Origin of the sequence: Marinobacter subterrani, assembly GCF_001045555.1 — a bacterium.
In the GTDB taxonomy this organism is placed as follows: Bacteria; Pseudomonadota; Gammaproteobacteria; order Pseudomonadales; family Oleiphilaceae; genus Marinobacter; species Marinobacter subterrani.
This window is the reverse complement of the sequence record NZ_LFBU01000002.1, coordinates 974,755-995,012: the sequence shown is the minus strand read 5'-3', so window position 1 is coordinate 995,012 and position 20,258 is coordinate 974,755. Positions and strand designations below refer to the sequence as shown.

Below are 20,258 nucleotides of genomic sequence, written 5' to 3'. Positions count from 1 at the left end.
ACTCAGTATGAATCCGTCAGCACGATAGACTGTTCAAAGCCCCGGGCCTCCAGCAGGTTCTGGGTTTTCCTGGCCGACACCTCATCAGTGAACGGCCCTACCTGAACACGGTGAAAACGCCCGGCGTCGGTATCAACCGCTCTCACGCGCATCGGGTTCTCAAGCACCGCCCTTGCCTGTTCGAGCAGTTTTTCGGCCGGATCTCGGCTGCTGAAGGAGCCCAGTTGGACGAACAGCGATTGCCGGTCCATTGCCTTTTCATCGCCTGCCTTGGCCGGGGCTTCAGAGTGGCCGCGGGAACGGCCGGGCGTGAATGGTTTCCCGGCAAGATACATGGCGCCATCCGGCTCTATGGTGATGGCCGCAACCTCAACCCTGGCGGTGCCCCGGGCCTGGTAACCCAGTTTTTTGGCAGCGGCATAGGAGAGATCAATAAGCCGGTCGCCGTGGAAAGGTCCCCGGTCGTTGACCCGGACAATCACCGAGCGACCGTTATCCAGGTTCGTTACCCTGGCGTAGCCCGGAATCCGCAAGGATTTGTGAGCCGCAGACATGGCATACATGTCAAAGGTTTCACCGTTGGAAGTCTTGTGTCCATGAAACTTCTCCCCGTACCAGCTCGCCGTGCCCCGTGCCACATATCCATCATTGCTCTCAAGCACATGGTATCGCTTGCCCCAGACCGTGTAGGGAGACTTGTTGCCGGCACCACTGGGCTCCTCGTAAACGGGAACGGCATTGCCGAGACCAGACACATCGAAACCACCGGAGGGGGCGCGGTCGTTCGCCAGAGCGTAGCGGGACGATTGACCGGTCCCGGGCGCTGAAGCGCAACCACTGAGCATCACTGCCGTAGCAACCGCCAGTATAAGCGATGATGATGGTTTGCAATTCACAATCCGGACTTCCTCAAGAACAGCGGAGCTGCCACGATACCAGTACCGGCAGCATTGCGATTCATTGTAACGGGTTATCTGCGGTAATCACCATTACCAGACCGCCATGGTTCCGCGGGTTCCGGTCAGGCACCAATCATTCTCCGGTGTGTATGTACTGACATCAAGACCCCGAATGCCGCCATCAGGGTGACACTGGAGGTTCCACCATAGCTGACAAGCGGTAAAGGCACACCCACCACCGGTAAAATTCCGCTTACCATACCGATATTCACGAAGACATAGATGAAGAAAGTCATCGCCAGGGCGCCGGCCACAAGGCGACTGAAGGAATCCTGAGCGGTGGCGGCGATATACAGGCACCTGAGTATGATCAGGAAATATACGGTCAGGAGCGCGAGCATCCCGATGAAGCCAAATTCCTCCGCCAGCACGGCAACGATAAAGTCGGTGTGGCTCTCCGGCAGGAACTCCAGGTGGGACTGGGTACCCTGCAACCAACCCTTGCCTTCAATGCCTCCGGAGCCAATGGCGGTTTTCGACTGGATGATATTCCAGCCGGCGCCAAGCGGATCACTTTGCGGGTTCAGCAGCGTCAGAACCCGCTGCTTCTGGTAGTCCCGCATGACAAAAAACCACATCAGTGGCGCAGACACCGACACCATGGCAACAAACGCCGCGATCAGTTTCCAGCTGATACCGGCAAAAAACACCACAAAAATTCCCGCCAGCCCAACCAGCAGCGAGGTCCCCAGATCCGGCTGATCAATGATCAGCCCCATCGGCAGCAGCACGATCGCAAGCCCGACTGCCACATGCCGGAACCTCGGAGGCAGAAAATGCCTGGAGAGGTACCAGGCTGTCGTCATGGGCACCACGAGCTTCATCAGCTCGGAGGGCTGAAAGCGCGGCAACCCCCCCGGCAAATCCAGCCAGCGCTGCGCGCCCTTGGCCCCGACACCAGCCACCAGAACCGCAACCAGCGACAGGACTCCGGCCACATAGAGCCAGGGCGCCCACCGTCGATACACCGAAGGATCCAGTTGCGCGAACACAAACATAACGACAAAGGCGATAGCCAGCCGGATGCCCTGGGCCTTGACCACTTCCAGGTTCCGGTCCGCCCCGCTGTAAAGCACGAACAGGCCGCAGGAAACCAGCACAAGCAACAGCGCCAGCAGGATCGGATCCAGGTGCAGCGTCATCCAGATGGTCCGCTGCCGGCCGAGGGGATTGCTTGCGGTTGGATCAAGTAATGTCTTGAAGGCCATCAGTTCGACACCTGCCCTGCTGCATTGCTGACCAGCTTGTCACCGGACGGCTTGGAATAGTCCAGCAGCCAGGCATCGAACATGGCCCGGGCAACCGGTGCCGCTGTGCCACTGCCGCTGCCACCGTTCTCAACGATCACCGCCACCGCAATCTTCGGGTTATCCACCGGGGCGAAGCCGACAAAGAGCGCGTGATCCCGCAGACGCTCCCGGAGCTCTTCCGCATCGTACTCCTCATCCTCATCCAGGCTGAACACCTGAGCCGTGCCGGTCTTGCCGGCCATCCGGTAGGGAGCGTCACTACCGGCTCGCCGGGCTGTACCATGGGCGCCGTGCATCACCTCGGCCATCGCGTCCACAACGTACTCCCAATCCTGGGGATTTTTCAGCTTGAGCGGCTCGTGGGTTTCATCAGGCAGAAACTGGTCGGTCGGATGATCGCCTTTTATATCTTTCAGCAACCTCGGCTCCACCCACTTGCCCCGATTGGCGATCAGGGCCGTGGCCGTGGCCAGCTGCAGTGGTGTGGCGAGCATGAAGCCCTGGCCAATACCCATGTTGACCGTATCCCCGGGGTACCAGGGCCGGTTCCTGACCGCACGTTTCCATTCCGGCGATGGCAGCAGGCCATTCAGTGCGCCGGCCACATCCAGGGTGGCATCCTCCCCGAAGCCGAACCGGGAGAGGTAGCTGTACATAGTGTCCACGCCCATTTCCACGGCCATTTCATAAAAATAGACGTCGCAGGATTCCGCCACGGCGTCTTTCAGGTCGACCCAGCCATGGCCCCATTGTTTCCAGTCACGCCAGAGCCGGCCGCCTTCCGTCAGGCGATAGTATCCAGGGTCCCAAATGGTGTGATCCCTTGTGACGGCATTGCTGTCGAGCCCGGCCACAGCCAGCATGGGCTTGATTGTCGAGCCCGGCGGGTATTGCCCGCGCAGTGCACGGTTGAAGAGCGGCTTGTCCTTGCTCTCGCGGAGCTCCCGGTAATCATTGACACTGATTCCGGTAACAAACTTGTTGGCGTCGAACCCGGGCACACTGGCCAGCGCCAGAATGCCTCCGGTGTCCGGCTCAATCGCAACAATGGCGCCGCGCCGCCCGTCGAGTAGCTCATGGGCGCGCTGCTGCAGCCTGAGATCCAGATGGAGCTGGAGGTCTTCACCGGGCACCGGGTTCTCGCGCTCCAGAACCCTCATGATCCGGCCACGGGCGTTGGTCTCAACATGTTGATAACCCACCTTGCCGTGGAGGATCTCCTCGTAAAACCGCTCAATGCCGGATTTTCCGATGTAGTTGGTGCCCGCATAGTTCACCGGGTCGATATTCTGCAGCTCATTCCGGTTGATACGGCCGACATACCCCAGGGCATGAGCCGTGAGTTCACCATGAGGGTAATAGCGCACCAGCTCCGCTTTCACCTCGACGCCGGGAAGTTCGTGTCGCTCCACCGCGAGCCGGGCAATCTCCTCCGGGGTGAGATCATAACGGAGCGGAATCTCCTGGAAAGGCCGCCGGGGCTCCTCGAGCCGGCGCCGGAAGCGCTCAAGATCTTCCTCGGAAATCTCCAGAATGGAACCGAGTTTCTCCAGCGTTTCATCCATGCCATCAACACGCTCCGGCACCAGCTTTACGCTGAACACCGGGCGATTTTCAGCCAGCAGGGTATTGTTACGGTCGTAGATAAGGCCCCGGGGCGGGGGAACTGACTGAACCTGCACACGGTTCTTGTCCGACAGGGTGGTATAAACCTCGTGCTCGACAATCTGAAGCTGGTACATGCGCGCAATCAGCCCGCCAATGGCCACCATGACAAATAACAGCATGACCACGGTCCGGCGCTGGAAAAGTCGGCGTTCTGCCGCCGTATCCTTGAACTCGCCCCACGGCATAGAAGCTCCCTAAGCCCGATGGTATGGGTGATTGCGGGTGATCGACCAGGCTCGGTAGAGCTGTTCCGCGAGAACGATACGCACCAGGGGGTGAGGTAAGGTAAGCGGCGAGAGAGACCACTGCTGGTCTGCCCGCTTCCGGCAGTCTTCCGCCAGGCCATCCGGGCCACCCACCAGGAAACTCACATCCCGACCATCCTGTTGCCAGGTCTCAAGCTGGCCTGCCAGCTTCTCGGTCGACCAGGGACGACCACCAACCTCAAGCGCAATCACCCGGTCTTTCGGGCCCGTCGCGGAGAGAATCGCGTCACATTCGCGCTGCATCAGTCTGGAAATATCGGGATTTTTGCCCCGGTGAGCCATGGCAATCTCCACCAGCTCCAGGGGCAACTCCGGCGGCATGCGGCGGGCGTAATCTCCGAATCCGGTAATGACCCAGTCGGGCATTTTCTGCCCCACACAGATCAGGCGCAACCGCATGATTATTCGCTGCCTGCAACACCAAGATCCGGGGCGTCGCGCCAGAAACGCTCCAGATCATAGAATTCCCGCGTGGCAGGCATCATGACGTGGACGACCACATCGCCCAGGTCCACCAGAATCCAGTCACTGACTCCCGCGCCCTCGACATTACTGGCGCGAACACCCTGCTCTTTGGCTTCAACAACCACGGAATCGGCAAGGGATTTCACATGTCGGTTGGAGGTTCCGGATGCCAGAACCATGAAGTCGGTGATACTGGTTCGGTCACGGACATCAATGACGCTGATGTCCTGTGCTTTCACATCTTCAAGCGCATTTACTACCAGGTCTTTCAGTTGCTCTGCCTGCATAATCACCCTGTCGGACGGGCGTTTGCCGGAATGGCCGCCCGAAATATCGTATTCAGACGCGATTGTAGCACTAAAAGTTCCCGTCGGGGCACGCACCATAGAGTGCCTGGCGGCGAATTTCCTGCCAGACCTGGTCAGGCACCAGATATCGCGGGGACCGGCCATCGCCAATGCACTCCCGGATACCCGTGGCCGAGATATCCAGCAGCGGCGGATCCATCTGAAGAAATCCGCCACAAGGGCTGTGATGCAGCGCCTCGGGGCCCGACACCAGGCGCTCCGCCAACAGCCTGGCCGGCTTGCCGGCCGGATCCAGTGCCGGGCCCGGCCGGCGAACCACAATCACATGGGCAAGCTCCGGAATTTGCTGCCATTCCCGCCAGCGGTCAAAGCTGGCAAAGGCGTCGGTTCCAACGACCATTGCCAGCGGCTCGTCCGGGCCGAGCTCTGCCCTGAGCTGGCGAAGTGTATCCGCCGTGTAGGAGGCGCCCTCTCTTGCCAGCTCCCGGTTATCAATTCGCAACTGGGGCTCGCCGGCAATCGCCAGCCGGAGCATGGCCAGGCGCTGGTCTGACGATGCGCCGGTCTGGCCACGGTGCGGCGGAATATGACAGGGCACCAGGCTGACGGATCCGACACCAAGCCGGTCACTGACTTCAAGCGCCAGCCGAAGATGGCCATGGTGCACCGGATCAAAGGTTCCGCCATAAATCACATGCATGGGCATCAGGTCCGGATATGCCCGTCGCCGAACACCACATATTTCTGGGAGGTGAGCCCCTCAAGCCCCACCGGACCGCGGGCATGGATCTTGTCAGTCGAGATCCCGATCTCTGCGCCCAGGCCATACTCGAATCCATCCGCGAAGCGAGTGGAAGCGTTGACCATCACGGAACTGGAATCCACCTCGGTAATGAACCGGCGCGCCCGGGTATAATTCTCGGTCACGATGCTGTCGGTGTGCTGCGAGCTGTAGCGGTTGATGTGTTCAATGGCGCCGTCCAGCCCGCCCACCACCCGCACCGCCAGAACCGGGGCCAGATACTCGGCTTCCCAGTCGGCCTCGGTCGCCTCGGCGACACCGTCAACAATGGCGCGGGTCTCTTCGCAGCCGCGGAGCTCGACGCCTTTCTCGACAAATGCCGGTGCGAGCAGCGGCAGAATATCCTCGGCAATCTCGCGATCCACCAGCAACGTTTCCATGGTGTTGCAGGTGCCATAACGCTGGGTCTTGGCATTGACCGCGACCTTGAGCGCCTTTTCCGGATCGGCGTGACTGTCAATGTAGACGTGGCATACGCCGTCGAGATGCTTGATCACCGGCACCCGGGCATCGCGGCTGATGCGCTCGATCAGGCCCTTACCCCCCCGGGGCACAATTACATCCACATAGGCCGGCATGGTGATCAGCTCACCCACGGCGGCCCGGTCCGTGGTCTTGATGACCTGCACGGCGGCCTCGGGCAACCCGGCACTGGCCAGGCCTTCGGAGAGACAGCGGGCGATGGCCTGATTGGAGTGGATTGCTTCGGAACCACCCCGGAGAATCGTGGCGTTGCCGGATTTCAGGCACAGGCTGGCCGCCTCAACGGTCACATTCGGCCGGGACTCGTAGATTATCCCGACCACACCCAGGGGAACCCGCATCTTGCCAACCTGAATCCCCGAGGGGCGGAACGCCATGTCAGTGATGGCGCCAATGGGATCCGGCAACGAGGCCACCTGCTTCAGCCCTTCAATCATGGCGTCGATCCGTTGGGGCGTCAGCTCAAGGCGGTCCAGCATGGCCGCATCAAGGCCATTTTCCCGGCCCCGGTCCAGATCCTTGCTGTTGGCCACAGCCAGTTCGTGCCGCGCGGCATCAAGAGCCTCTGCCGTCGCAAGCAGTGCCTGATTGCGAACGGCGGTGGTCGAGCGCGCCACTCCGGTCACTGCTGCACGGGCCTGCTGGCCCACCTCAGCCATATAAGCTGCAATGTCCATTACGTTACCTTTCGTTTTCAAAGCGCTGTTTCAAAGCGGAAATCGGGAATTAGTGCCTAACTTTACCTTTCCCGTTTCAAGTACGCATCCCAAACAGATATTATACCGCTGCGGTATGCCATACTCGGAAACTTCGGGAAGGATTTTTTTCAGGGAGTTGAGAAAAGGACGGATATCATGGCCCAATTGGCCGAAAAATTCCTGTTAAGCAAGTTGTCACGGGCAGGCCTGGTGGCTCTGATCGCCATTGCCGTTCTGTGCGCCATGCTGGGCGAGCCAATGGTAGCGGCGGCAGCGGGCGCAGCCGCGGGCATTGTGATCTCAGGCAGAACATTTCACCCCAGCCGGGTAAACCGGCCTTGGCCGAAGGTTCAGCAGGCGTTTTTTCTGGCTCTTGTGCTGATCCTGCTAACCAGTTTCTGGATCGGGCCCTGGGTGCTGAGCCACTGGCTCTACGCGCTTCCTCTTGTCGCGTTTGCCCTTGTTCCCCTGGCATTCGCAGGCGCAATCACTCTGGTCATCGTAGTGCTGGCCATGGTAGCAACACAGTGGGCGGTGGGGCTGGCCGATCGCCACCAGATGATCAGCGCCTTTCTTCTCACCATGCTGTTATCGGCCCTGCTGGTCTTCCTGCGAGAGTACAAAACCCGACAACTGGCGCCCCTGCGCCGGACCGATGAACTGACCCAGGCCGCCAGCCGGGAATACCTGTCTGCCGATCTGCACAAGGAAATCCAGCGCAGCGAGCGGGAAGGCACGGATATGTCCATTATCATGATCGGCCTGGACACCCATCTGAGCGACCATGATCCGGACGAGGATATCCGCTCGATCCTGCCGCGTATCGGCCGCTACCTGCACTCCCAGATACGGGATTTTGATACCTACTACCGGGTGGCAGACCTTCAGTTCCTGGTGATCCTCCCGGGCATCTCCACCAGTGATGCCATCGCCCGCGGTGAAACCATCCGCCGCGGACTGGCCACACTGCTCGAAAGTCACGGCATGAATCTCACTGTCAGTACCGGCATTGCCGGGCTCAACATAGGAGACGACGCCAACACGCTTCAGCAAAGTGCCGCCAACGCCCTGCGCCGGGCCCAGCAACAGGGAGGCAACCGTAGCCAGGCCTACAGCGCCTGGTCACAGCCGGCACAACCCGGCCAGCCGCAGACACAGGGGCCAGTTTAATGACAGAAACCCGGCTCAGGACCTGGACCCACGCCTTCGGTTACGGCATCGCCTGCCTGTTTATTTTCACACTGGCCATGCAGAACCTGCGTTACGGCTTTTACGAGCTGTTTTATCTGGCAACAGGCATGGCGCTGCTGACGCTGGCCGGCGTCATTTACACGGTTATCTACCGCCGGCACCAGCTTTCGGCTCCGGGCCATCTGATTATTCTTTCCGGCCTGAACAGCGGCATACTGGCGGCCCTGCTGACCATGGAGGCGCCCGGCATCAGCCACTGGGCCATGCCGCTTGTTGTCCTGAACCTGCTGATTCTGCCATTACGCCAGGGGGTGGCGCTGTCGCTTCTGCTGCTGATTCCCATGTCGGTCATCCTGTTCCTGCGGCAGGCCCCGGCTGATGCGGTCACCATCATCGGCGGGCTCTTCATTCTGCTTTCGGCCGCCGCACTGTACATCTGGCATTACGATCACATGGCACAGTCTGCGGAAGACCTTGCCATAACCGACCCCCTTACCGGCGCTCACAATGCCCGTTTTCTGGACGAAACCCTGCAAAAGGAGATCAGCCGGGCAATCGCCACCGGGCATCCCCTGTCGGTGATTGACCTGAGCATTGATTACGCAGACGAAATTGCCGACCTGCACGGCAAAGCCCAGGTTCAGGGCCTTTTCCGGCACATGACCGAACACCTGTTCGGGGTTATTCGCGCGGGCGACACCCTGTACACCCTGAAGGACACACAGTTCTTCCTGATACTGCCATTCACACCAGAAGAGGGCGTGAGAGTGATCGCCGAACGCATCCGCCGAACCATTGCCGAACAGACGTGGCCGGTCGTTGGCAAGGCAACTGTCAGCCTGGGCTGCACCACCCGTGGCAGCGGCGACACCCGTACCGATACGCTCCGCAAGCGGGCACAAGAGGCGATGGCAGAGGCACACAGGCGGGGGCCAGACTCAGTCTGGTTCAGTGCCGGAGAAGCCATAGAAACATGAGCTATACCTGGCTGAACGACTTGTCTGCCTGGCTCAGCACGCATCCAGGCTGGCTGGCACTGGCCCTGTTTACCGCCGCATTCACGGAGTCCCTTGCCCTTGCCGGCATCGTTGTTCCCGGCGTCGCCATCCTGTTTGCGGTCGCGGTGCTGGCGGGCAAGACCGGAATGCCCTTGCCCGATGCGCTGCTCTGGGCCGGCCTTGGCGCCATTTTGGGCGACACCACCAGTTTTGGTCTCGGGCGGCTTATGCAGGGCCGGCTGACCGAGATCTGGCCGCTAAGTCGCTACCCCAAAATTATCGGCAAGGGCGAGCACTTTTTCCGGCGCCACGGTGGCAAGAGTGTCATATTCGGTCGGTTTCTAGGGCCGATACGGCCGGTCATCCCACTGGTTGCCGGGGCCCTGATGATGCCATGGCGTCGCTTTCTGGCGTTTAACATCGGCTCTGCGGTTGCCTGGGCGCCGGTGTACATTTTCCCGGGGTTTCTGGTAGGCAGCGCCCTGGCGAGTAACATCCGGGCGCCGGCCCACGTCTATGCCGTTACCGGCACCAGCCTGGCGGTGCTGCTTGCCGTCTATTTCGTCCTGGTGCGGTTTCAGCTGGGGCTCGGGGAAGGCAGCCGCAGCTACCGGTGGCTGGAGCAGCGAATGGCCGGATACGAAGCCACCCACCGCTTCTGGCGCCTTTACACCAATCAGAGGCCTGCCAGGGAGGGCGAATTCCCGCTCGCCTCCTTCATGCTTGCCATCGGCGCCGCCGCCCTGTTTGTAATCTGGGGACAACTGGCCACGGCCACTCACCTGCTGGAGGGCTTTAATCAGGCGACCCTGCACTGGTTCGAGCAGCTCCGCCAACCGCTGCTGGACGGCCCATTTATTGTCTTCACGCTTCTGGGCGATCCGCCTGTTCTTGTCGCCGCCGGTATCCTGGCGTGCCTGGCGTTTCTGTTCCGGGGTTACTATGCCGCCGCTGCGCACATTGTGGTTGCTGCTCTGGCAACCATCGTCCTGGTCTGGGGCCTGAAATGGGCGTTCGGCATTCCACGGCCGGACGAAGTTCTGAGCCCACCGGGTTCCGGCGCCTTCCCCAGCGGGCATGCAACAGGCATTACCTTGACGGTTACCCTGCTGGCCAGCTTTATCGCCGGTGAGACACAGAACCGGGAACGGTGGCAGTCCTACATCCTGTTGTCACTACCCCTGGTTCCTGTGGCAGTGAGTCGCCTTTACCTGGGCGTTCACTGGTTCACCGATGTGGTCGGCGGGCTTCTGCTTGGCCTGGCGATCACCGGCGCCACAAGGGCCAGCTACAGCCGTTACGACCGGGTGCCACTGGCACCGGATGTGACTTTCGCCGTTGCGGCGGTCCTGTGGCTGGCTTTCGCAGGTTCATACATTACTTTGTCCTGGGAGGACGCTGTCATGGATCTGCGACCGACGAGCGAGGTTGTCAGCCCTCCTCCAGGGCTTCCAGCAACCACTGGAGGCGGCTGAGCCTCTCCAGTGGATCCTGCAACTCCACGAGCTTCTGCTTTTCCTGCTTGTCCAGGGGCAGCAGTTCCGTGAGGCGCCAGCCAACATCCCGGGCGTCGCCGTAGTCAATGTCCATATTCAGATCCCGGATCACCGGGTGCCGGAACAAGGCCCGAAGCACCGAGGGCAGCTCGCTGAAATGCTGGGGCACCTCGCTTTCCACCTCCTCAACAAGGCACTCCACATCGCCGACATTGAGCCCATCGTCCTGCTGCCAGCTACGAACCACCGACACCTTCGATGCCCCTTCCACCGTAATTCCCAGAAGCCCGTTTTCGAGCTGCTGGAAGTCGATGATCCGGACATACGTGCCAATATCGTAGAAAGTCGCGGTGGGCCCCGCTTCACCGCCTTCCCGCAGAAGAACCACCACAAAGCCGCGGTCTTCCTTCAGGCAGCGGGTGAGCATATCGATGTAACGTGGCTCAAACAGCTGCAGGGGAATCCTGCCCCTGGGCAGGACGATGGAGTTCAGGGGGAACAAAGGTACATTCATAAGTGCAACAGTTACCGGTAATCAGGCCCTACAGTGTACACAGCCCGGACACTCACCGGATAGACAGCAGTTGCTGGACTTCGTCCACCCGGGCCCTGGCCTCGGTCAGCAACTGCAGGCTGCGGGAGGCATTGAGTTCCAGCTCCCCCAGACGGCGGTACGCCGGCACCTGGTCGAACGGAGGCAGCTCGGCATTCTGGCTGGACCCGATCAACGAGTGCAAGCGGGCAACAATGACCACGTCCACCAGCTGCGGCGCTGCTTCACGGCATTCGTAGCCCCAGTCTGCAGCATGCCGAACCGCTTCAATGAACGTCGGCGGGAAGGACCAGTTCTCCAGCACGGCGGTGCCGACGTCCGACCTCAGCTCTTCGATAGCATGGTTCAGGTTGGCCTCATTGGCAAAGAGATTCACGTGGTGCTCCGCCTGCACCAGGATCGGCACCACTCCGATGTCATGAAGCAGGCCAGCCAGCAGCGCCTCCTCGGGGTTGAGCCCAGTGGCATGGTCGGCCAGCACCCAGCACAAGGCAGCAACTTCCCTGGAATGGCGCCACAGCTTCTCCATTTCCTTCTGTAAGGACGCCTGGCGGGTCTTGAACACCTCCCGCATGGAGAACACCGTTACCAGTTGCCGCGTGGTGCGCATACCCAACCGGACGACCGCCTCGCGAACATTACGGACGTCGCTGAAGCCGCGATATAGCGGGCTGTTACAGGCCCGGACCAGCTTGGCAGCCATGGCAGGATCGGCAGACACCGCCTGCGCCACCTGCTCAGCCGTAGACTCCTCGCGGTCGACGGCCCGCCGAACCTTCCAGGCCACATCGGGAACACTGGGCAGCTTGATCTGGTTCGATCGCAGTTCCGAGTAGAACTCCATCAGGAGGTGGTGCTCCTCGCTCTCGATACCGCCGCTACCCTCCCCGGAGCCCATTTCCACCTGCGCAACGGGGGCCGCCCGCAAGAGCTGGTTGAGAATTTCCTGTTCGACGACCAGGAATTCGCAGGGCTTGACCGCAATAACATCGTACATTCGGGGCTGCAACCGCGCGATGGGGGTGTTGGCCTTCTCAGTCCCGGCTTCCACCAGCGTTTTCCGGCCATCAAGAGACTCAAGCTCGACCTTGCCCGCGACCAGAAAAAAATCGAGACCGTCCCGCACACCGCGCTCAATAACCCGCTGCCCGGGACCGTGGGTTCTTCTTTCGGCACGGCTGGCAAGCAGCACCAGTTGATCATCAGTCAGCCGGTTAAGTGGCTGAAACTCTCTGAGGCGACGTAGCGGCAGGCTTTCCTGGCCAGCCATAGGCATACTCCTTGCCGGTTGAAACCGGGAAAATTTGGCAACTGTGTTACCTATTGTAAGCAGCGCCTCTGAAAACAACCATGCGCCTGGAGTCTAATCTGGTATCCTCTGTTTTTTTGCACACTGCCATCAGAAAACAACAGAGAGAACAGCACACCATGCCACAGTATCGTTCGCGGACATCCACCGCAGGCCGAAACATGGCCGGCGCCCGCGCCCTCTGGCGCGCCACCGGTATGAAAGACGGGGATTTCGGCAAACCCATCATCGCCGTTGCCAACTCCTTTACCCAGTTTGTTCCGGGCCACGTGCACCTGAAGGATCTGGGACAACTGGTGTGCCGTGAGATCGAAGCCGCCGATGGTGTGGCCAAGGAATTCAACACCATCGCCGTGGACGACGGCATCGCCATGGGCCACGACGGCATGCTCTACTCCCTGCCCTCAAGGGAGATCATCGCCGACTCCGTGGAGTACATGGTGAACGCCCACTGTGCCGACGCGCTTGTGTGCATTTCCAACTGCGACAAGATTACCCCGGGCATGCTGATGGCGGCCATGCGCCTGAACATCCCCACGATTTTCGTCTCGGGCGGGCCCATGGAAGCGGGCAAAACGAAGCTGTCCGAACACAAGCTGGACCTGGTGGATGCCATGGTCATTGCTGCAGACCCCAACGCCTCTGACGAACAGGTGGAAGAGTACGAACGCAGCGCCTGTCCGACCTGTGGTTCCTGCTCCGGCATGTTCACTGCCAACTCGATGAACTGCCTGACCGAGGCCATTGGCCTGGCGCTGCCGGGCAATGGTTCACTGCTGGCCACCCACGCCGACCGGGAGCAACTGTTCCTGAAAGCCGGCCGACAGATTGTGGAGAATGCCCGCCGCTATTACGAGGAAGATGACGCCAGCGTTCTGCCACTGAGCATCGCCTCGATGGCCGCCTTCGAAAATGCCATGGTCATGGACATCGCCATGGGTGGTTCCACCAACACCATCCTGCACTTGTTGGCGGCGGCTCAGGAAGGCGGTGTGCCCTTCACCCTGAACGAAATCGACCAGCTTTCGCGCCGGGTTCCGCAATTGTGCAAGGTGGCGCCGAACTCCCCCAAGTACCACATGGAAGATGTGCACCGCGCCGGCGGCATCATGGGTATTCTGGGCGAGCTGGAGCGGGGCGGGCTGATCAACACCGATCTGCCCACGGTGCACAGCAAAACCATGAGAGAAGCCCTCCAGACCTGGGACATCATGCGCTCTCCGACCCCGGAGGTGGTGGAATTCTACAAGGCAGGCCCGGCCGGCATCCCGACCCAGACCGCTTTCTCCCAGAACACCCGCTGGCCAAGCCTGGACGGCGACCGGGAATCCGGTTGCATCCGTTCGGTTGAGAACGCCTACAGCTCAGAGGGCGGGCTCGCCGTGCTCTTTGGCAATATCGCTCTGGACGGCTGCGTGGTGAAAACCGCGGGCGTGGACGAAAGCATCTATGTTTTCGAAGGCAAGGCCAAGGTGTTCGAAAGCCAGGATTCTGCGGTAGCCGGCATCCTGGCGGACGAGGTCAAACCCGGCGAGGTGGTCATTATCCGCTACGAGGGTCCCCGCGGTGGTCCCGGTATGCAGGAAATGCTCTACCCGACCAGTTATCTGAAATCCAAGGGGCTGGGCAAGGAATGCGCGCTGCTGACTGACGGGCGTTTCTCCGGCGGAACCTCCGGCCTGTCCATTGGCCACGCCTCGCCTGAGGCCGCCGCCGGTGGTGCGATCGGGCTGATTGAGGATGGCGACATCATCCGCATCGACATTCCGAACCGGACCATCAATGTCGAGCTCGACCAGCACGCACTTGACCGCCGCCGGGAAGCCCGGGATGCAAAAGGGTGGAAGCCAGACCTGCCCCGGGACCGGAAAGTGTCAGCGGCCCTCAAGGCCTACGCACTGCTGGCAACAAGTGCCGACAAGGGCGCCGTCCGGGACCTCAGCAAGCTCGATTGAGAGCCCTGAAAAACGGTAACTGGACAGCCAAAAAAAAGCCCGCCGGATAGTCTCTGGCGGGCTTTTTTGTGACCGGAACCGGATTTACCAGAGGGACCAGCCGCCATCGTCCTCTTCTTCAATCACTTCATCCTTGTCCTGCTTCGGCTCCTGTTCCTGTGTCGAACCGGAAGAAACTGCCGCGGCAGCACCGGAACTGCTGGCCGATTGCGCGGGAGCTGCCGCAACCTGCATTGACACCATTCCCAGGGCTTTTTTCGTTGGCTCGTTCAGCGCGCCGGTGGCCTGCAGCCCGTTGTCTTTCTGGAATTTGGTCAGTGCGGCTCGGGTTGTGTCGTCCATTTTCGGGCTGACATTGGTGATTTCATACCCTGCGCCGTACAGGGCGTTCTTGAGTGCAACGGTCTCGTCCGCAAAGGCTGCGGGGGCAGCAATGCCCAGCGAAACCGCCATGCCGGCCGCAGCGGCCAGGCGTCCCAGTCGGGTTGTCGCGTTTCTCATGGTGCTCACCTGCTTAACTCCGGGCATCTGTGGATACCCTGTCTTTTTTGTTATGTGGTGCCTATCTCCACAGGCTTGGGCAATCGTGTGAAAGACTACCATACTTTTGTCGCATATCGCCTTGCCCGACATCAAGCGCCTCGGTCGCGATGGGCCTCATGACCGAATTCACGGATGAAGATACCCCAGAAAGCCATGAACAAGGCCGCAACCAGAGGGCCCATTACGAAGCCGTTAACGCCGAACATGACAATCCCCCCCAGGGTCGACAGCAACACTATGTAGTCGGGCAGCTTGGTGTCTCGCCCCACGAGGATGGGGCGAAGCACGTTATCTGCCAGACCAATCACCAGCACGCCGAACAGGGTCAGAACCGTCGCTTCAACCAGATCACCAACCGCCGCCAGATAAATGGCTGCAGGCACCCAGACCAGCGCAGCCCCGACCGCGGGAATCAGGGAAACAATCGCCATCACCACTCCCCAAAGCAGGGCGCCGGTGATCCCCAGAATCCAGAATATCAGCCCGCCAAGCGCCCCCTGGATCAGGGCAATCAACAAATTGCCCTTGACTGTGGCGCGGGTCACTTCAGCGAACTTTGCAAACAGCAGTCGCTCCCGTTCATCGCCCAGCGGCAGCGCCCGGATCATCAACTCCACCAGCGAACTGCCGTCCCGCAGCAGGAAAAAAGCCAGGTAAACCATCAGGGCCAACCCCAGGAAAAACTGAAAGGTATTCTGGCCAAAGCCCAGGGCCTGCTTGGCCAGGAACTGGCTGCCGCCGACAAAGATATTGACAGCCCGATCCCGTAACTCGGCAAAGCTGATATCAAACTGGGAGAGGAACGTCTGGATAGCCGGGAACGACTGGTAAACGCGGTCAATGTACTCGCCCGGCTTCAGGTCACCACTCTGGATCTGCTGGAACAGGGCAACGCCCTCGGCGATCAGCGACGTAACGAGAACGAGCACCGGGATCACCACAATAATCATGCAGAAAAAAAGCGTAATCAGCGCATTCAGGTTAGGCCGCTCGCCCAGTTTCCGGACCAGGAACTGCTGCACCGGATGGAAAATCAGGGCAATGGCAACGGCCCAGAAGATGGGCCCGAAGAACGGCTTCATCAGAAATACAAAAGCCAGGGAGACCCCCACCAGCAAGGCAAGAAAGGTCCGTGTCTCAAGTTTTGCGTACATAGTTCTCGCGGTTCCCCGGAAAGAGTTCGATCTGAGTAATCTAGCCTAACACGCTGGCGTGGCCACTGTAGCCATCTTCAGGTTATAGTGGACGGTTATTGATCAACCACTTAACAGGTCATGTTGTTGGAACTGGAAACCTTCACCACGGAAACCGCTCTGGAAGCTGCCACGCAGTTGCGGAAGGTACTGGCTGCGCGAACTCACCGGCGCAAGGTGATGGGCCAGGAGGTGCTGGTGCCCGGCCAACTTGGCGATGCCCTGCAACTGCCGCGAATTATCAACCGGCTGCAGAGCAAGCAGCTCAGGCAGCGCGAACTGGGGCTGGAAGACTTTCAGGAACTCTGGCCAACCCTGTCTCCGCAAACCCGGGACAGGGTTCTCAATGCCATCGGCTGGTATGATCCCAAGGCGCTTGACTGGGAGGACAAGCGTTCCAACCGTAAACCAAGGGTCGATCCGGACAAATAAGCCGCACAATCCGGCCCCGGACTTTGAACTGTCATACTCGGCCCCTATGTTGGGCAGTATCAGGAGGATATTTATGACTGAACAACACCATTTTACCGCCATCCTGGCCAAGGGCAGCGCGGTACCTACCCTGCTCTGTGGCCACTGCCGGTCCATTCTTTCCCGCAGCCGGATTTTCCGGAACAAGGGGAACCAGCATCAGGACATGGAATGCAAGACTATCGGCCTGTGCTCCGCCGATGATTGCGGTGCGGTCAACTGCTGTGATGAGGCCCTGGCGGGCGTTGACAACTCCGAACGCCTGTTCTCGATCGCCTCCTGATTCAAACCGGCAACGCTCTGTTACGCAACTCAAACACACAAAATTTCCATCTGATTTATCCTGACGTTCGACGATTGTATTAGGGAAATCTGAGCACCAGGTCGTTCCCGGCAATCACGCAACCAATCAGTCAGGACAGTCGATGGCATGCGTATTCTGAGAACCGATGAAGCCCGCTTCGCTGGTCTTCCGGATTACCCTTTTGCTCCACATTTTCTGGACGCCGAGCCCGGTCTTCGAATGCATTATGTTGACGAGGGCCCTCGCCATGCCTCCCCGGTGCTCATGCTGCATGGCGAGCCATCCTGGTCCTACCTGTACCGGCACATGATTCCCCTGGTGGCAGACGCCGGCCACCGGGTACTGGCGCCGGATCTAATCGGCTTCGGCAAGTCAGACAAGCCGGCCTCGGTCGAGGATTACAGCTATGGCCGGCACCTGGCCTGGCTGGCCAACTGGCTGGAAGGTCTGAACCTTACGAACATCACTCTGGTATGCCAGAACTGGGGTTCGCTGCTGGGCCTGCGACTGGCCGCCGAGCACCCGCAGCGGTTCGCCCGCATCATTGTCGGTAATGGCATGTTGCCGACCGGCGACACCCGGGTGCCCGCGGTGTTCTCGATCTGGAAGGCGTTTGCGACCCACAGCCCCTGGTTCCCGGTCGGGCGGATTGTCCAGCTCGGCACTGAGCGCACCCTGAGCAAGGCCGAACTTACCGCCTATGAGGCGCCATTCCCCGCCGCCGACTTCAAGGCCGGAGCCAGGGCTTTCCCAAAGCTCGTGCCAATCGAGCCGGGGACGCCGGACAGCCTGGCCAACCGGGCCGCCTGGCAGGTTCTGGAGAAATGGAAAAAACCCTTCATCACATGCTTCAGCAGCGGTGACCCGATCACCCGTGGCGGCGATCGGTACATGCAGCGCCGGATTCCCGGGGCCCACGGCCAGCCGCACATCACCCTGCGCGGCGGACACTTCCTTCAGGAAGACTCGCCGGAAGATTTCGCGCGCATCATAATCGATGCACTGAGGTCCGAAATGGCGGCCTGAGCCGCCATAAAACCTCACCGGCAACTACCTACAACCCCGCCAAGGTTTTACGTATTAAAACCGCAGGAAAACCGCTATAATACGTGCACATCATGCATTGCCCGTCAATGCTCTACCTCCCGAATTCCGAGTGAATCAATGTCCGAATTGTCATTTGCCGAACTGGGGCTGGATCCAGCCGTACTTGAAGCTGTCTCCGCCGTTGGCTACGAAACCCCGTCACCGATCCAGGCTCAGGCCATTCCTGCGCTGCTTGCCGGCAATCATCTGCTGGGTGTTGCCCAGACAGGTACCGGTAAAACCGCGGCCTTTGCACTGCCTCTGTTGAGCCGGATTGACGCCACTGTAACCGACCCCCAGATTCTGGTTCTGGCGCCAACGCGCGAACTGGCCATCCAGGTGGCCGAAGCGTTTACCACCTACGCCAGCAAGTTCCGCAACTTCCATGTCCTGCCAATCTATGGCGGTCAGGATTTCTATCCGCAGATCAAGGGCCTGCGCCGTGGCGCCCAGGTGATCGTGGGCACGCCGGGCCGTATGCTCGATCATCTGCGTAAAGGCACCCTAAAACTGGATAGCCTGAAGGCGCTGGTTCTGGATGAAGCCGACGAAATGCTGCGCATGGGCTTTATTGATGACGTAGAAGCGATTCTGGCAAAAACACCGGAGAACTGTCAGCGCGCTCTGTTCTCGGCCACCATGCCGCCGCAGATCAAGAAAGTCGCCCAGACATACCTGCGCAACGCCGTCGAGGTCCGGATCGAGAGCGAAACCCGCACGGTTGAGCGTATTTCCCAGTTTGTTCTGCCGGTCTACGCCGAGCGCAAGCTGGATGCGCTGACCCGGATCCTGGAAGTGGAGCCGTTCGACGCCGCCATTATTTTCGTGCGCACCAAGGCAGAAACCACCCTGCTGGCCGAAAAACTCTCTGCCCGCGGACATGCGGTTGCCCCGCTGAATGGCGATCTCAATCAGCGTCAGCGAGAGCAGACGGTTGAAGACCTCAAGCGCGGCAAAAAAGACATCATCGTTGCCACCGACGTGGCCGCTCGTGGTCTGGATGTACCCAGGATCACCCACGTGATCAACTACGACGTGCCCTACGATACCGAAGCCTACATCCACCGCACCGGCCGTACCGGTCGCGCCGGACGTGAAGGCAAGGCAATCCTGCTGGTCACACCCCGGGAACGCAGTTGGCTGCGCACCCTGGAACGTGCAACCAACTCACCCATGCAAGCCTATCAACTGCCTTCGCCGGTAGAGCTGAAAAAGATGCGCGAGCAGCAGTTCGAAACGCAGCTGCTGGGCTTTGCCGAGGATGGCAAGCTGGCCAAAGCCATGGCGCTGCTGGACGAGATCGCCGAGCGCAACGACATGGATACGGCGATGGTTGCCGGCGCCCTGGCCTGCTGGCTGGAAGCGTCCCAGCCGGGCTCGCTCCCGCTGGAGCAGCCGGAGGCCTTGCCGGAGATTTCCGCAACCGCGCCCCCGCGCCGTGATCGCCCGGGTGGCAAGCCCGGGTACAAGCCGGGCTTCAAGAAAGGCCCCAAGGGCCGCGGCGGCCCGGGCCCGAAAGGCAAGCCTCCCGGCAAGGGTGGTAAACCCGCCGGCAAGCGCCCGCCCCGTCAGGGCGAAGGCAAGCGCTGATAGACGACGAAGCTGTAGTCGTAAGGGTTGTTATCGGACGCGGAGAAATCCTCCCGTCCGATTTCTTCCCACTCCTCCCAGTTCACTTCCGGAAAGAAGGCATCGCCCTCCACCTCAGCGTGCACCAGGGTGACGTACATCCGGTCGACCATCGGCAGTGCCTCCGCATAGATCTGGCCACCACCGATTATCATCACTTCGTCACCACCTTCCAGTTCAGCCTGGGCTTCGGCTTTCACCAACGCCTCTTGCAGTGACTTTGCGGCCACGGTTCCGGTCGGCGCTTCCCAGGTTTCATTCCGGGAAATCACCACGTTCATCCGCCCAGGCAAGGGTCGACCAATGGAGTCCCAGGTTTTCCGTCCCATGATAATGGGCTTGCCCATGGTGGCCTGCTTGAAGTAACGGAGATCGCCCGGCAGGTACCACGGCAGGTTGTTGTTCCGGCCAATGACCCGGTTTCGGGACATGGCTACTATCAGGGCTTTTCTCACCTTTCTCTCCCTTTAATGTAAAACTCTGAATCCCACTTCTGAAGCTCATGACTCGGGGGCTGCATCAGGGCGGGTAGGTTCCTCCAAAAAACGCCTCAAGGCATCCATGCGCGGCTTGGGCTCCGCCATCCATGGCTCCGCACATTTTTGGAGGAACCTACCCGCCCTGATGCGAT

At 60.3% G+C, this 20,258-nt stretch carries 20 protein-coding genes; 8 read left to right on the top strand and 12 right to left on the bottom strand.

What is annotated here, in order from left to right:
* Nucleotides 1-2 precede the first annotated feature (2 nt).
* The 7 genes from msub_RS20485 to msub_RS20455 form a co-directional block, all read right to left on the bottom strand.
* Nucleotides 3-896, bottom strand: a complete 894-nt coding sequence (locus tag msub_RS20485) for a septal ring lytic transglycosylase RlpA family protein (protein ID WP_048497939.1) — start codon at nt 894-896, stop codon at nt 3-5.
* A 125-nt stretch (nt 897-1,021) separates the two neighbouring features.
* Nucleotides 1,022-2,167 (bottom strand): rod shape-determining protein RodA, encoded by a 1,146-nt coding sequence (gene rodA, locus msub_RS20480; protein WP_048497938.1) that lies wholly within the window; start codon nt 2,165-2,167, stop codon nt 1,022-1,024.
* The gene (gene mrdA, locus msub_RS20475; RefSeq protein WP_048497937.1) at nt 2,167-4,062 is read right to left on the bottom strand and encodes a penicillin-binding protein 2; all 1,896 of its coding nucleotides are present in this window, start codon (nt 4,060-4,062) and stop codon (nt 2,167-2,169) included. Before mrdA ends, rodA begins: the two co-directional genes overlap by 1 nt.
* 9 nt (nt 4,063-4,071) lie before the next feature.
* Nucleotides 4,072-4,542, bottom strand: a complete 471-nt coding sequence (rlmH, locus tag msub_RS20470; RefSeq protein WP_048497936.1) for a 23S rRNA (pseudouridine(1915)-N(3))-methyltransferase RlmH — start codon at nt 4,540-4,542, stop codon at nt 4,072-4,074.
* Between the two features lie 2 nt (nt 4,543-4,544).
* Nucleotides 4,545-4,895 (bottom strand): ribosome silencing factor, encoded by a 351-nt coding sequence (rsfS, locus tag msub_RS20465; protein ID WP_048497935.1) that lies wholly within the window; start codon nt 4,893-4,895, stop codon nt 4,545-4,547.
* Between the two features lie 70 nt (nt 4,896-4,965).
* On the bottom strand, nt 4,966-5,616 hold the full coding sequence (nadD, locus tag msub_RS20460; RefSeq protein ID WP_048497934.1) for a nicotinate-nucleotide adenylyltransferase: 651 nt from the start codon (nt 5,614-5,616) through the stop codon (nt 4,966-4,968).
* A gap of 5 nt (nt 5,617-5,621) precedes the next feature.
* Nucleotides 5,622-6,878, bottom strand: a complete 1,257-nt coding sequence (locus msub_RS20455) for a glutamate-5-semialdehyde dehydrogenase (RefSeq protein ID WP_048497933.1) — start codon at nt 6,876-6,878, stop codon at nt 5,622-5,624.
* Between the two features lie 177 nt (nt 6,879-7,055).
* Here msub_RS20455 and msub_RS20450 point away from each other — a divergent pair, with 177 nt between their 5' ends.
* The 3 genes from msub_RS20450 to msub_RS20440 are packed head-to-tail and all read left to right on the top strand — an operon-like array spanning nt 7,056 to nt 10,563.
* Complete coding sequence (locus msub_RS20450; protein WP_048497932.1) at nt 7,056-8,069, top strand: GGDEF domain-containing protein; 1,014 nt, start codon at nt 7,056-7,058, stop codon at nt 8,067-8,069.
* Nucleotides 8,069-9,067, top strand: a complete 999-nt coding sequence (locus msub_RS20445; protein ID WP_048497931.1) for a GGDEF domain-containing protein — start codon at nt 8,069-8,071, stop codon at nt 9,065-9,067. The genes msub_RS20450 and msub_RS20445 overlap by 1 nt, the downstream gene beginning before the upstream one ends.
* Nucleotides 9,064-10,563 (top strand): bifunctional DedA family/phosphatase PAP2 family protein, encoded by a 1,500-nt coding sequence (locus msub_RS20440; protein WP_048497930.1) that lies wholly within the window; start codon nt 9,064-9,066, stop codon nt 10,561-10,563. Before msub_RS20445 ends, msub_RS20440 begins: the two co-directional genes overlap by 4 nt.
* On the opposite strand, the gene msub_RS20435 is transcribed toward msub_RS20440, so the two are convergent.
* Entirely contained in the window at nt 10,520-11,098 is a 579-nt protein-coding gene (locus tag msub_RS20435) for an LON peptidase substrate-binding domain-containing protein (protein WP_082146597.1), read from the bottom strand. The two genes, msub_RS20440 and msub_RS20435, sit on opposite strands and share 44 nt — an antisense overlap.
* Nucleotides 11,099-11,150: 52 nt before the next feature.
* Nucleotides 11,151-12,407 carry an HDOD domain-containing protein gene (locus msub_RS20430; protein ID WP_048497929.1) on the bottom strand — a complete coding sequence of 419 codons (1,257 nt, stop codon included), beginning with the start codon at nt 12,405-12,407 and terminating at the stop codon, nt 11,151-11,153.
* A gap of 158 nt (nt 12,408-12,565) precedes the next feature.
* Here msub_RS20430 and ilvD point away from each other — a divergent pair, with 158 nt between their 5' ends.
* Entirely contained in the window at nt 12,566-14,401 is a 1,836-nt protein-coding gene (ilvD, locus tag msub_RS20425; RefSeq protein WP_048498054.1) for a dihydroxy-acid dehydratase, read from the top strand.
* Nucleotides 14,402-14,485: 84 nt separating this feature from the next.
* Here the strand turns inward: ilvD and msub_RS20420 are convergent, their stop codons facing one another.
* Entirely contained in the window at nt 14,486-14,902 is a 417-nt protein-coding gene (locus msub_RS20420; RefSeq protein WP_048498053.1) for a peptidoglycan-binding domain-containing protein, read from the bottom strand.
* 131 nt (nt 14,903-15,033) lie between these two features.
* Nucleotides 15,034-16,098: an AI-2E family transporter gene (locus msub_RS20415; RefSeq protein ID WP_048497928.1), complete on the bottom strand. Its 1,065-nt coding sequence runs from the start codon at nt 16,096-16,098 to the stop codon at nt 15,034-15,036.
* Nucleotides 16,099-16,218: 120 nt separating this feature from the next.
* Between msub_RS20415 and msub_RS20410 the strand changes: the two genes are divergently transcribed.
* The 4 genes from msub_RS20410 to msub_RS20395 all read left to right on the top strand — a co-directional run bounded on the left by msub_RS20410 (nt 16,219) and on the right by msub_RS20395 (nt 19,588).
* On the top strand, nt 16,219-16,569 hold the full coding sequence (locus tag msub_RS20410; protein WP_048497927.1) for a hypothetical protein: 351 nt from the start codon (nt 16,219-16,221) through the stop codon (nt 16,567-16,569).
* A 73-nt stretch (nt 16,570-16,642) separates the two neighbouring features.
* Complete coding sequence (locus tag msub_RS20405) at nt 16,643-16,891, top strand: hypothetical protein (protein WP_048497926.1); 249 nt, start codon at nt 16,643-16,645, stop codon at nt 16,889-16,891.
* Nucleotides 16,892-17,038: 147 nt separating this feature from the next.
* Nucleotides 17,039-17,938 (top strand): haloalkane dehalogenase, encoded by a 900-nt coding sequence (locus msub_RS20400; protein ID WP_048497925.1) that lies wholly within the window; start codon nt 17,039-17,041, stop codon nt 17,936-17,938.
* A gap of 138 nt (nt 17,939-18,076) precedes the next feature.
* Nucleotides 18,077-19,588: a DEAD/DEAH box helicase gene (locus msub_RS20395; protein WP_053077990.1), complete on the top strand. Its 1,512-nt coding sequence runs from the start codon at nt 18,077-18,079 to the stop codon at nt 19,586-19,588.
* Here msub_RS20395 and msub_RS20390 read toward each other — a convergent pair.
* Nucleotides 19,567-20,058, bottom strand: coding sequence for a dihydrofolate reductase (locus tag msub_RS20390; RefSeq protein ID WP_406564714.1), 492 nt, complete (start codon nt 20,056-20,058; stop codon nt 19,567-19,569). The genes msub_RS20395 and msub_RS20390 overlap by 22 nt on opposite strands.
* Nucleotides 20,059-20,258: the final 200 nt, after the last annotated feature.

Coding starts and splice junctions, on each gene's coding strand:
- rodA (WP_048497938.1), bottom strand. CDS start 2,167: ATGGCCTTCAAGACATTACTTGATCCAACCGCAAGCAATCCCCTCGGC.
- mrdA (WP_048497937.1), bottom strand. CDS start 4,062: ATGCCGTGGGGCGAGTTCAAGGATACGGCGGCAGAACGCCGACTTTTC.
- rlmH (WP_048497936.1), bottom strand. CDS start 4,542: ATGCGGTTGCGCCTGATCTGTGTGGGGCAGAAAATGCCCGACTGGGTC.
- rsfS (WP_048497935.1), bottom strand. CDS start 4,895: ATGCAGGCAGAGCAACTGAAAGACCTGGTAGTAAATGCGCTTGAAGAT.
- nadD (WP_048497934.1), bottom strand. CDS start 5,616: ATGCATGTGATTTATGGCGGAACCTTTGATCCGGTGCACCATGGCCAT.
- msub_RS20455 (WP_048497933.1), bottom strand. CDS start 6,878: ATGGACATTGCAGCTTATATGGCTGAGGTGGGCCAGCAGGCCCGTGCA.
- msub_RS20450 (WP_048497932.1), top strand. CDS start 7,056: ATGGCCCAATTGGCCGAAAAATTCCTGTTAAGCAAGTTGTCACGGGCA.
- msub_RS20445 (WP_048497931.1), top strand. CDS start 8,069: ATGACAGAAACCCGGCTCAGGACCTGGACCCACGCCTTCGGTTACGGC.
- msub_RS20440 (WP_048497930.1), top strand. CDS start 9,064: ATGAGCTATACCTGGCTGAACGACTTGTCTGCCTGGCTCAGCACGCAT.
- msub_RS20435 (WP_082146597.1), bottom strand. CDS start 11,098: ATGAATGTACCTTTGTTCCCCCTGAACTCCATCGTCCTGCCCAGGGGC.
- msub_RS20430 (WP_048497929.1), bottom strand. CDS start 12,407: ATGGCTGGCCAGGAAAGCCTGCCGCTACGTCGCCTCAGAGAGTTTCAG.
- ilvD (WP_048498054.1), top strand. CDS start 12,566: ATGCCACAGTATCGTTCGCGGACATCCACCGCAGGCCGAAACATGGCC.
- msub_RS20420 (WP_048498053.1), bottom strand. CDS start 14,902: ATGAGAAACGCGACAACCCGACTGGGACGCCTGGCCGCTGCGGCCGGC.
- msub_RS20415 (WP_048497928.1), bottom strand. CDS start 16,098: ATGTACGCAAAACTTGAGACACGGACCTTTCTTGCCTTGCTGGTGGGG.
- msub_RS20410 (WP_048497927.1), top strand. CDS start 16,219: ATGTTGTTGGAACTGGAAACCTTCACCACGGAAACCGCTCTGGAAGCT.
- msub_RS20405 (WP_048497926.1), top strand. CDS start 16,643: ATGACTGAACAACACCATTTTACCGCCATCCTGGCCAAGGGCAGCGCG.
- msub_RS20400 (WP_048497925.1), top strand. CDS start 17,039: ATGCGTATTCTGAGAACCGATGAAGCCCGCTTCGCTGGTCTTCCGGAT.
- msub_RS20395 (WP_053077990.1), top strand. CDS start 18,077: ATGTCCGAATTGTCATTTGCCGAACTGGGGCTGGATCCAGCCGTACTT.
- msub_RS20390 (WP_406564714.1), bottom strand. CDS start 20,058: ATGTCCCGAAACCGGGTCATTGGCCGGAACAACAACCTGCCGTGGTAC.